Source organism: Daejeonella sp., from assembly GCF_046590655.1.
GTDB lineage: Bacteria > Bacteroidota > Bacteroidia > Sphingobacteriales > Sphingobacteriaceae > Daejeonella.
Genome location: NZ_JBKJUM010000090.1, coordinates 19,564 through 29,680, shown reverse-complemented (window position 1 = coordinate 29,680; position 10,117 = coordinate 19,564). Strand labels below are relative to the sequence as shown.

The window sequence follows — 10,117 nt, the reverse complement described above, 5'->3', positions numbered from 1 at the left end:
CTCCTTCGTTGCGGGTTGCAAAGGTAACACTATTCACTTTCCCCTGCAAGATATAACGGCTTTTAATTTTTGTTTGTATTCTAAGTCGCTGGAAAAGAAGCAGGAAAAAATTATACGGAATGAAAAATCAAGGTTATTTAATAAATTGTTATAAGCCCATTAAAATTTATCAAGCCTCTCGCTCTCACATTTTAAATATCTTTACCAAAACGTATAACGTAACCCGTAAAACGTTAAACCAAGTATGAGCAACATTCTCCCATCCGCCTTTTTAAGATCTTTAATTGAAAATCATAATATTGAAGAAGAAGACTTTATAAAATCCCACGAAAGTGGTGAACAGTTAACATCTGTTAGACTGAATCCTTTTAAACCTACTGATCTATTCCAGAATGAAAAACCTGTACCCTGGTGCAGTTCCGGCCGATATTTGGAAGAGCGTCCGGCTTTTACTGCCGACCCTTTATTCCACGCAGGCTGCTATTATGTACAGGAAGCTTCTTCAATGTTTCTTGAGCAGGTACTAAAACATTCAACTGATCTCTCTGAGGCAGCTAAAGTTTTGGATCTTTGCGCTGCGCCTGGCGGGAAAAGCACCCTGATAAGCTCCTTAATAAATAAGGACAGCCTTCTGCTATCTAACGAAATCATTAAAACACGCGTGCCTGTGCTCGCTGACAATCTTACCAAATGGGGTCCGGCAAATTCATTTGTAAGCAATAATGACCCCAGTGACTTCAAACGCCTGGGTGCTTATTTTGATACGATCGTCGTAGATGCCCCATGTTCAGGTTCCGGAATGTTCAGAAAAGACCCTGCAGCCATCAATGAGTGGTCGGAAGGAGCAGTATTACTTTGCAGTCAGAGGCAGCAGCGGATACTTGCTGACATTTATCCATCGTTGAAGCAAAACGGGGCGCTGATCTATTCTACCTGCTCATACTCAAAGCTGGAAAACGAAAATATTTCAGATTGGCTCTGCGACACTTTCGATGTATCGGCAGTACAAATACCGCTGGATGAGAACTGGGGCATCGAAGAGACGCTGTCTGATAAGCACAAAGCCTATGGTTATCGTTTTTATCCGCATAAGGTGAAAGGTGAAGGCTTTTTTATAGCCTGCTTCCGTAAAAACGAACATGAAACAGAAGCGCAGATAAGAAGGGCCAAGGAAGTAAAAGCGAATCAAAAAACCGGGGAAACAATAAATAAATGGCTGAGAACTTCTGAGGATATAAGCATATTAAACCTCTACGACGAATTATTTGCAATTAATAAGAAACACGAAGCGGATCTGCAATACCTGCAATCAGCCCTTTACCTCAAGAAATCGGGCATCCGGGTTGGAAAAGTAATGGGAAAGGATTTGGTTCCAAATCATGAACTCGCGATGAGCCTTATACTAAACAACAGCATCCCAAGAATAGATCTGACTCGTGAACAAGCTATATCCTACCTTAAGCGGGATGAACTCAAATTGGAGACCCAACATCGCGGATGGGTTCTGATATGTTATCAGAGCCACACGCTCGGATGGGCAAAGATGCTGGACAACCGTATGAATAATTATTTTCCAAAGGAAATGCGGATAGTAAATCAGAGTATTAGTTAAAACACCACCTTGACACTCCTCTTATTTTAGTACTGACCTGTTGAAAGCATTACCAGCGTACAAGCCTCTAAAGTTTCAATACCATTCTTTTCTGCCAGCTCTTCCAACTCGGCATTTTCCGTTCCGGGATTGAAGATGATGCGTTTAGGCTGAGACTTAATAATATAATCATAATATAGAGGCTGGGTCTGAGGACCAACATACAAGGTAATGGTATCTATATCTTTCAATGTCTCTCCCGCCGGTTCAATGGGCACCCCCGCAGCCTCTCCCGATTTTATGCCTATATTAACAATCGTGTGTCCAAGTGCCACAAGCCTGTTGGCAGCCAGATTCGCGTACCTCGATGGATTATCTGTTGCGCCTATAATTAATGTCTTCTTCATAATATACTCTGTCCCTTATCTGTTTAAAATGCGGCTGTCTCGATTCTTAATCTGTCACCCCAAATCAATGGATGTATTTGCATACTGCTTCAGCACAGTTCATGCCATCAATTGCTGCCGATACGATTCCGCCGGCATAGCCCGCTCCTTCCCCGCAAGGAAATAGTCCTGGCATTCCCGTATACTGAAGGGTTTCTTTATCCCGTGGAATTCTAACTGGTGATGATGTCCGCGACTCTACTCCTACCAAAATAGCTTCATTGGTGAAGTAGCCTTTCATTTTACGTCCAAAGTTTGGCAATGCTTTTTGAAGCCGATGATGTATAAAATCTGGCAGAACGTCCCGAAGGTCAGCACTCTTAGTTCCGGGGATGTACGAATTTGCGGGCAGGTCAGAGGATAATTTATTATTTACGAAATCAATCATTCGCTGTGCTGGGGCAACCAAGCGGCCTCCGCCTGCAAGGAAGGCCTGTTTTTCAATGTTGGCCTGGAACTCAAGTAGGCGGAAAGGATTATCCGCAGAGCCCGGGACATCCGCTAGGTTAATTTGCACAACGGTTCCCGAGTTAGCAAATGGGTTATTTCGCTTTGACGGTGACCAGCCATTAACAACAATTTCATTCTGTTCTGTGGAACAGGGTGCAATAATCCCACCTGGGCACATACAAAATGAAAAGACTCCCCTATTCTCAACCTGATCTACCAGGCTGTAATAAGAAGGCGGTAGATATTCACTGCGAACTTCACAATGATATTGCGCCTGATCTATGATCGATTGAGGATGCTCAATTCTAACACCCAGCGCAAATGGTTTTGCTTCCAGGCTGATACCATGTTTACGAAGAAGATAATAAATATCACGGGCAGAATGTCCGGTTGCGAGAATCACTGACTTACCCTTAAAGGATTTATCAGCACAGTTAACTCCGGTGAGTTTGCCATCAGAGATTATAAGGTCGGTTACACGGCTATCAAAATGAACCTCACCACCTGCGTTGAGTATACTGTCGCGGATGGAAGTGATGATTCCAGGAAGTTTGTTTGTGCCAATGTGCGGACGGGCGTCGATTAAAATATGTTCAGTTGCACCATGCGCCACCAAAGCTTTTAGCACATATTGTATATCCCCGCGCTTATTCGAACGGGTGTAAAGTTTCCCGTCGGAGTATGTTCCGGCTCCGCCTTCTCCGTGGCAATAATTTGAATCAGGATTAACTATACCTTCTTTATTAATTAGAGCAAGGTCTCTCCTTCTTTGTTTAACATCCTTTCCCCGTTCGATGATGATCGGCTTTAGGCCCAGTTCAATACATCTCACCGCAGCAAACAGACCTGCTGGACCAGCCCCAATAATTAAAACCGGCTTTTTGTCGCTGACATTTTGGTAATTAACGGTAAAAATTTCAGGTACCCGTTCTTCATCTATAAAAGCAATAATCTTTATGCGGTAAACCACTTTTCTACCGCGGGCATCAATCGATCTTTTAATAACTTCAATTTGATTCACCCGCTCAGGCGGCACATTTAAAGCCATGATAGCCGCGGCCCTGATTGATTTTTCATCAGCAGCATCTTCTGGCAGGAGTACCACTTCAATTTCTTTTATCATAATTATTTGCCAGGTATTATCCCGGAGGTGTAACAAAGGTATGAAAATTGATTCCTATGGTGTAGATTTAGAAATTAAACTCAGAAACATGAAACCATCATGATCTTACCGTTCACACAACGAAATGAACATAAGATCATGATAGCTTCATCACCATTAAAAAACAAAACTATAAAAAGATGAAAAAATTAATATTTACAGTCCTTGGATTTTTTGCAGTATTGTCTCTTAGCTCATGCGGTTATAATAGTATGGTTCAGCTTGATGAGCAGGTAACCCAACAGTGGGCGCAGGTTGAAAACGTTTATCAACGTCGTGCAGACCTAATCCCTAATTTAGTTGCTTCTGTAAAAGGTGCTGCTAATTTTGAGCAGAAGACTCTTACTGATGTGACTGAGGCGCGCGCTAAGGCAAGTTCTATCCAGGTAGATCCCACGAACCTTACTCCGGAGAGCATTGCACAATTTCAAGCTGCCCAGGGACAACTTGGACAGTCTTTGGGACGTTTACTGGCAACAGTTGAAGCTTATCCGGAATTAAAGGCCAATCAGAATTTTTTGGAATTACAATCTCAGCTTGAAGGTTCTGAAAACCGCATTACTGTGGAACGTCAGAAATTCAATGAGGTAACTCAGACTTACAATTCAAAGATTCGCACATTTCCCAATAACCTTACTGCAGGTATGTTTGGCTTTAAACAAAAAGGATATTTCAAAGCGGACGCAGGCGCCAGCGCTGCTCCAAAAGTCGAATTTTAATAGTTGCTATATTCAATAAAATACATTGTTCGCTGGAATCGTTTCCGGCGATTCATATTTAGGCCATGGGAATTCTAAGTGAACAAGAGCAACAGCTCATTAGTGAGGCAGTTGAATCTGCTGAAAGGTTTACATCTGGAGAGATCCGAATTTGTCTTGAGAAAAAATGTGGTGAAGCTGTTCTGGATAGAGCTGCAAATTACTTTAAGAAACTAGATATGCATAAAACTGCCAAGAGGAATGGAGTGCTGATTTATGTTGCTACAGACGACCACCAGTTTGCTATCATTGGAGATTCAGGTATAAACCGTCTTGTCCCTCATGATTTCTGGAACAGCACTAAGGAAGCGATGCTTGGGCATTTTAAAAATCAGGACCTGGCAGGCGGAATTATTACCGGCGTTAGACTTGCAGGGGAACAGCTTCAAACCTTTTTCCCATATCACGATAGTGATGTCAACGAATTACCTAATGACATCTCTTTTATGGATGGCAAATAGTGGGTATTAACTAATTCAACAGAAGTTTGAAATGAAATTTAAGAATACCCTTTTTACCACACTGCTGTTATTATTTAGTGCAATCGGATTTGCACAGACTTTTCCAGCGAAACCCAATCGCCTGGTGAATGATTATACTCAAACCCTTTCAGAGGGTCAAGCCAACCAGCTTGAACAAAAATTAGTTGCATTTAACGATTCAACTTCAACGCAGATAGCAGTTGTAATGGTGAAGTCCCTTGATGGATATGATGTAACTGACTATACTCAAAGGCTTGCGGAAAGCTGGGGAGTCGGGGGAGATAAAAACAATAATGGGGTAATGCTTTTAATTTCTCTCGGCGACCGTAAGGTGAGTATCCAAACCGGTTACGGCGTGGAGGGATCTTTACCTGATGCCATTGCAAGGCGCATTATTGAAAACGAAATTACTCCGAATTTCAGATCGGGAGATTATTATGCTGGTATTAGCCAGGGCACTGATGCAATTATCTCTTATACCAAGGGTGAATACAAGAACGACACTCCAAAGCAAGGTAAAAAGACAGGCGGCTCAATGGTACCTTTTATAGTCATTTTCATCATTATTATTATTATGGCCATAAAGCGTGGCGGCGGCGGTGGCGGAAGCCAGGTTATCGGCGGCCGTGGTAGCGCAAGCCCATTCTGGTGGATGTTACTTGGATCGCAACTCGGAAGAGGAAGTGGCGGTGGATTCGGCGGGTTTTCTGGCGGAGGTGGTGGCTTTGGTGGCGGCGGCGGCGGAGGCTTCGGGGGTTTTGGGGGCGGAAGTTTTGGTGGTGGTGGAGCTAGCGGATCGTGGTAATTGTTAAGTGCGCAGTCGGTAGTGGAAAGGTGGAAGTGGTCAGGTAATGGTTGATTTTAGACGGTTGAAAGGTAAGAGTGGTAAAGTGAGTAAAAACATATAGAACTACTAGAGCATAGCTCAAAAATCGCATATAAATGAGTATTCTCGATTGGGAGAAAATCTCCTCAAAGTACCTTGTTCGGGCGCCATGGGCTACTTTAAGAGTAGATACCTGCCGGATGCCGGATGGGACAATGATTCCAGATTATTATGTTTTAGAATATCCTGATTGGGTAAATGTGATCGCATTGACGGAAGACATGCAGGTTATTCTCGTCAGACAGTATAGGCATGCCGCAGGGGAAGAGGTTCTCGAACTTCCCGGCGGAGTTATAGAAGATGGTGAAAGTCCTGAACAGGCAGCCCGAAGGGAGCTTCTTGAGGAAACCGGTTACGAATTTGAAAAACTCGAATTTCTCTCATCACTATACGCCAACCCCGCAACTGCGACCAATAAAACGCATTGCTTTCTGGCGACTGGAGGAATACGGACATCAGACCAGAAACTAGATCGCGGAGAGGAAATTATCATTGAGTTAGTGAGCCTTGCAGAGCTTAAAGAATTAACTCTGAATAACAAGCTTGGTCAGGCTCTACATACCAGTGGCGTATTTTATGCCCTTATTAAACTCGGCTTAATCTCCTAATCAGGCAAGGCAAAAGCGACATAACTGTCTCCAGATTTTGCCCCAAGTTTACCTCCGCCGCAAGCGATAACCAAAAATTGCTTTCCATCGATCATATAAGTTGCCGGACTTGCAAAGCCTGCTGCAGGTAGTTTTGAATCCCAAACCATTCTTCCTGTATTCTTGTCAAATGCCCTGATCTTTTCATCCGGAGTTGCCGCTATAAATACCAGGCCTCCCTTTGTAACTACCGGTCCCCCATAATTGCGAGAACCAGTAATAGGTAATCCTCTTTTAATCAATTCCGCATATTCACCCAATGGCACTTTCCACAACAGTTTTCCGCTGTTCAAATCCACGGCATTCAGAGTCCCCCAGGGTGGTTTGATGCCTGGATAACCATCCTTGTCCACAAACCGGTCGTAGCCTTTCATGATGTAGGGAATCTGACTGTTCTTGTTAAGCTTGGGCGCTGCAACAGTATTTTGTTGTTTGAAAATAGCTTCCGTCCCGCTTAAGTAGGCAGCCAAATTTATTCTCTCCGGTTCAGGGACATGCTTAAATGAAGGCATTCTGTTCCGGCCCTGCTGAATTATCTGACTAATCTGCAACACATTATACTTCTTATTTAGATTCACTAAGGAAGGATATTCAATTCCACTACCCTTCAATTCAGCACCATGGCAGCTAATGCAATATTTATTATAAACTCCCCGCCCGGGAGTGATACCTGTTCCTTCAGTTTGAGGGGCATCAAGCATTACCTGGGTTGAAGGGACTTCATTACTATTGACATAGAGAATTTTTGTTTCCATATCAACCGCAGCACCTCCCCATTCACCACCCCCGCCAAAATCAGGAAAAATCCAGTTACCCTCTTTACTTGGAGGGCTAAACTGTGCGCTGTTTTTGATCTGAATATATCTTTCCATTAATTCCTTATGAGTTTCAGGACTAAGATCACTTACATCTTCAGGCCCGTATTTCTGCCTTGAAAAAGACTCTGGGAGTGTGGGTATTGGCTGTGTTGGCCATGGTTTCTCGCCCGCTAAGGCTTCCTGAGGTACCAGCACTTCCGGTATGGGGAAAACAGGCTTACCATTTGTGCGGTCAAGCAGGTAAACATACCCCTGTTTCGTAATTTGTGCCAGAGCGTCTATCTTCCTGCCATTGTGATTCACAGTAATCAGGTTAGGAGCAGCGGGAAGATCACGGTCCCAAAGATCATGATGAACCACCTGGTAATGCCAGATATACTTTCCGCTTGCAGCGTCAAGTGCAATTACACTATTGGCGAAAAGATTTGTGCCTTTGCGGGTACCACCATAAAAGTCTGGAGATGCTGTACCGGTGGGTACATAAACTACCCCACGTTCTTCATCAAGTGACATACCGGTCCAATTATTTGCCCCTCCAATGTTTTTCCAGGCGTCCTTATCTTCCCAACTCTCATATCCAAATTCACCGGGTTGAGGAATGGTATGAAATATCCATTTACGTTTTCCTGTTCTCACGTCAAATGCCCTGACATGCCCGGGCAAAGCATCTGCATCTTCAGAAAGGCTCATTCCCACAATGAGCAAATCCTTGAAAATTACCCCCGGGGTTTTCAGGATCAGGGAGCCATCCTGTGAATCGGGAATATCAAGCCCCTCTTTCAATTCAATCGACCCCTTAATACCAAACTCTTTAACCGGATTCCCGTTTGCTGCATTTACTGCATAAAGTTTCGAAGCAACGCCATAAAATATCCGCCTGTCAGTTCCATTTTTATCTTCCCAATACATCAGGCCACGGCTTATTCCAAATCCGATTTTCTCATCAGGATTAGTATTGGGATCAAAAGCCCATTTTTGCTTTCCTGTAGCAGCATCCAGGGCAAACAGCTTCAACTTTGAACTTGTTACATATAATATCCCATCGATCACAATGGGATTGCACTGCATCTCACTTCGGTTAGCTGTGTCTTTATCACCAGTATTAAAAACCCAGGCCTCTTTTAAATGTGCAATATTATCTAAATTGATCTGATCAATTGATGAATATCGGTTAGCGTCTTTGGTCCCGCCATAACTGGCCCAGGCAGAGTAATCATTATATCCAGAACCAGAGCAGGAATTAAATATCATGCCTGTTAGGAATAATAAAACCAAAAATTTAGATTGGATTGCTTTCACTGGTGTGTTGCTACAGCTTGAAACTATCAGCAATTAAAGGATTTAAGTTAAGAAAAGCAAGCAAGTTATCCCTCTCATCCCTAAAAAAGAAAATCCCGTCAGAAAACCTGCGGGATTGTAAACGTTTCAGAACTGATGATTAGCTCATCTTTAGCTTCTTTTGAATATCAGCCACGTATCCTTTGAACTTCTTGTCTGTATCTATGAGATCGTCAACAGTCTGACATGCATAGATCACGGTTGAGTGGTCCCGCCCGCCAAAGAATGCTCCGATTGACTTGAGGGAAGTTTTTGTGTGCAGTTTGGCAAGATACATGGAAATCTGTCGTGCCTGAACAATCTCACGTTTGCGCGTTTTTGACTTTACCATCTCAATCGGCACTTCAAAATACTCACAGACAAGCTTCTGAATATATTCCATGGAAATCTCTTTGCTGGAGTTCTTAATGAAATTCTTCAGCATTGATTTGGCCAGGCTCAGATCTATCTCTTTCTTGTTCATCGTTGACTGCGCTAAAAGTGAAACCATTGCACCTTCCAGCTCTCTGACGTTATTGTCGATATTGTGCGCGACATATTCAATTACCTCCCCTGGTAGTTCGATACCGTCAGAGTACATTTTCTTTTTCAGGATTGCCATCCTCGTTTCCAGATCGGGAATCTGAAGATCAGCAGAGAGGCCCCATTTAAAGCGTGAAAGTAAGCGCTCCTCTAAACCTGAAAGGTCTTTCGGCGCTTTATCTGAAGTAACGATCAGCTGCTTGCCTGATTGATGCAGATGATTGAAAATATGGAAAAATATATCCTGGGTTTTCTCTTTGCCGGCAAAATTGTGAACGTCATCCATAATGAGCACATCCATTGCCTGGTAAAAATTCACAAAATCATTGATATTGTTATTTTTCAAAGCGTCTACAAACTGCTGTGTAAATTTCTCGCAGGAAACGTAAAGCACCAGTTTATCTGTTAGTGTCCGTTTAATCTCATTACCAATCGCCTGAACAAGGTGAGTTTTACCAAGACCAACACTCCCGTATATCATCAGGGGATTAAAAGATGTGCCTCCTGGTTTGCCTGCCACAGCATATCCTGCTGAACGGGCAAGGCGGTTGCAATCTCCTTCTATGAAATTCTCAAAAGTATAATTTTGATTAAGCTGTGGATCTACCTGAAGTTTTTTTAATCCCGGAATTACGAAGGGATTTTTGATGTCTTTATTCAACGAAATCGGCATCGGCATCGACTGGTTTTTACCCTCAGCTCCGTTGCCATTTGAAGGCATATTGGTTGTATATGGAATATTGTTCGAAGACTTTTCCACAACGATGTTATATTCAAGTCTTCCTTCCTCTCCTAATTGCTTTTTAACAGTCTTTCTGAGCAGCCCAACATAATGCTCTTCAAGCCATTCATAAAAGAATAAACTCGGTACCTGTATGGTTAACACGTTACCCTCTAGACGTAAGGCTTTTATCGGCTCAAACCAGGTCTTAAAACTCTGAGCCGGGATATTATCCTTGATGATCTGAAGGCAGTTATTCCATACCTGTGTACAAGTTTTTTCCATTTAATTTTACT

Annotated in this window: 9 protein-coding genes; 5 read left to right on the top strand and 4 right to left on the bottom strand. The window is 43.0% G+C overall.

From position 1 onward, the window contains the following. Nucleotides 1-244: 244 nt before the first annotated feature. Complete coding sequence (locus ACLL8Z_RS08665; protein ID WP_411274377.1) at nt 245-1,612, top strand: methyltransferase RsmF C-terminal domain-like protein; 1,368 nt, start codon at nt 245-247, stop codon at nt 1,610-1,612. A gap of 26 nt (nt 1,613-1,638) precedes the next feature. Here the strand turns inward: ACLL8Z_RS08665 and ACLL8Z_RS08660 are convergent, their stop codons facing one another. Together ACLL8Z_RS08660 and ACLL8Z_RS08655 are read right to left on the bottom strand one after the other, a co-directional pair. Further along, nucleotides 1,639-1,998: a CoA-binding protein gene (locus ACLL8Z_RS08660; protein ID WP_411274376.1), complete on the bottom strand. Its 360-nt coding sequence runs from the start codon at nt 1,996-1,998 to the stop codon at nt 1,639-1,641. Nucleotides 1,999-2,062: 64 nt separating this feature from the next. Beyond that, nucleotides 2,063-3,610, bottom strand: coding sequence for an NAD(P)/FAD-dependent oxidoreductase (locus ACLL8Z_RS08655; RefSeq protein WP_411274375.1), 1,548 nt, complete (start codon nt 3,608-3,610; stop codon nt 2,063-2,065). 179 nt (nt 3,611-3,789) lie between these two features. Between ACLL8Z_RS08655 and ACLL8Z_RS08650 the strand changes: the two genes are divergently transcribed. The 4 genes from ACLL8Z_RS08650 to ACLL8Z_RS08635 all read left to right on the top strand — a co-directional run bounded on the left by ACLL8Z_RS08650 (nt 3,790) and on the right by ACLL8Z_RS08635 (nt 6,383). After that, entirely contained in the window at nt 3,790-4,368 is a 579-nt protein-coding gene (locus ACLL8Z_RS08650) for a LemA family protein (RefSeq protein ID WP_411274374.1), read from the top strand. Between the two features lie 65 nt (nt 4,369-4,433). Beyond that, entirely contained in the window at nt 4,434-4,868 is a 435-nt protein-coding gene (locus ACLL8Z_RS08645) for a TPM domain-containing protein (RefSeq protein ID WP_411274373.1), read from the top strand. 31 nt (nt 4,869-4,899) lie between these two features. Then, nucleotides 4,900-5,694, top strand: a complete 795-nt coding sequence (locus ACLL8Z_RS08640) for a TPM domain-containing protein (RefSeq protein ID WP_411274372.1) — start codon at nt 4,900-4,902, stop codon at nt 5,692-5,694. A 137-nt stretch (nt 5,695-5,831) separates the two neighbouring features. Next, entirely contained in the window at nt 5,832-6,383 is a 552-nt protein-coding gene (locus ACLL8Z_RS08635; protein ID WP_411274371.1) for an NUDIX hydrolase, read from the top strand. Here the strand turns inward: ACLL8Z_RS08635 and ACLL8Z_RS08630 are convergent. Together ACLL8Z_RS08630 and dnaA are read right to left on the bottom strand one after the other, a co-directional pair. Further along, the gene (locus ACLL8Z_RS08630) at nt 6,380-8,491 is read right to left on the bottom strand and encodes a PQQ-binding-like beta-propeller repeat protein (protein ID WP_411274370.1); all 2,112 of its coding nucleotides are present in this window, start codon (nt 8,489-8,491) and stop codon (nt 6,380-6,382) included. The genes ACLL8Z_RS08635 and ACLL8Z_RS08630 overlap by 4 nt on opposite strands. A gap of 187 nt (nt 8,492-8,678) precedes the next feature. Then, nucleotides 8,679-10,106, bottom strand: a complete 1,428-nt coding sequence (gene dnaA, locus ACLL8Z_RS08625; RefSeq protein ID WP_411274369.1) for a chromosomal replication initiator protein DnaA — start codon at nt 10,104-10,106, stop codon at nt 8,679-8,681. Nucleotides 10,107-10,117: the final 11 nt, after the last annotated feature.

Bases quoted from the DNA above. Each gene is read 5' to 3' on its own strand.
- ACLL8Z_RS08640 (WP_411274372.1), top strand. From the start codon at position 4,900: ATGAAATTTAAGAATACCCTTTTTACCACACTGCTGTTATTATTTAGT.
- ACLL8Z_RS08650 (WP_411274374.1), top strand. From the start codon at position 3,790: ATGAAAAAATTAATATTTACAGTCCTTGGATTTTTTGCAGTATTGTCT.
- ACLL8Z_RS08635 (WP_411274371.1), top strand. From the start codon at position 5,832: ATGAGTATTCTCGATTGGGAGAAAATCTCCTCAAAGTACCTTGTTCGG.
- dnaA (WP_411274369.1), bottom strand. From the start codon at position 10,106: ATGGAAAAAACTTGTACACAGGTATGGAATAACTGCCTTCAGATCATC.
- ACLL8Z_RS08665 (WP_411274377.1), top strand. From the start codon at position 245: ATGAGCAACATTCTCCCATCCGCCTTTTTAAGATCTTTAATTGAAAAT.
- ACLL8Z_RS08630 (WP_411274370.1), bottom strand. From the start codon at position 8,491: ATGATATTTAATTCCTGCTCTGGTTCTGGATATAATGATTACTCTGCC.
- ACLL8Z_RS08655 (WP_411274375.1), bottom strand. From the start codon at position 3,610: ATGATAAAAGAAATTGAAGTGGTACTCCTGCCAGAAGATGCTGCTGAT.
- ACLL8Z_RS08645 (WP_411274373.1), top strand. From the start codon at position 4,434: ATGGGAATTCTAAGTGAACAAGAGCAACAGCTCATTAGTGAGGCAGTT.
- ACLL8Z_RS08660 (WP_411274376.1), bottom strand. From the start codon at position 1,998: ATGAAGAAGACATTAATTATAGGCGCAACAGATAATCCATCGAGGTAC.